The sequence below is a fragment of the Paraburkholderia sp. SSBN10T genome (assembly GCF_056619545.1).
The window spans coordinates 1-679 of record NZ_JBWQQI010000063.1; the positions used below are offsets into that span (position 1 = coordinate 1).

Here is a 679-nt window from a genome sequence, read left to right on the forward strand (position 1 = left end):
CTCCTTCGTCTCGCCCGGCAGGCCCAGGATAAACGTGCCGTGAATCTTGATGTCCAGCTTGCGGCAATCTTCGCTGAAGCGCCGCGCGATGTCCGTGCGCAGCCCCTTCTTGATGTTCAGCAGGATCTGGTCGTCGCCCGACTCGTAGCCCACCAGCAGCAGCCGCAGGCCGTTTTCCTTCATGATCTTCAGCGTCGAGTACGGTACGTTCGCCTTCGCGTTGCACGACCACGTCACGCCCAGCTTGCCCAGCCCACGCGCGATCTCCTCGACGCGCGGCTTGAAGTCGGTGAAGGTGTCGTCGTCGAACATGATCTCCTTGACTTCAGGCATGTTGTCGCGGATCCACTTCACTTCCTCCAGCACGTTTTCCACCGAGCGCGTGCGGTAGCGGTGCCCGCCCACCGTCTGCGGCCACAGGCAGAACGTGCACTTCGAACGGCAGCCACGGCCCGTGTAGATCGACACGTACGGATGCTTCAGGTAGCCGATGAAGTAGTTGTCGATCTTCAGGTCGCGCTGATAGACCGGCGCCACGAACGGCAGTTCGTCCATGTTCTCGAGGATCGGGCGCGCCTCGTTATGCTCGATCGAGCCGTCGGCGGCGCGGTAGCTCAGGCCCTGGATCTGCGCGAGCGGCTTGCCCGCCGCCACTTCCTGGCAGGTGAAGTCGAATTCC

The 679-nt window shown here is 62.6% G+C and carries 1 protein-coding gene; it reads right to left on the reverse strand.

Features of this window, described 5'->3' with window-relative positions:
- Positions 1-679 (reverse strand): radical SAM protein (locus AC1ECK_RS36635; RefSeq protein ID WP_480328184.1); only part of this gene is annotated, 679 nt, incomplete at both ends.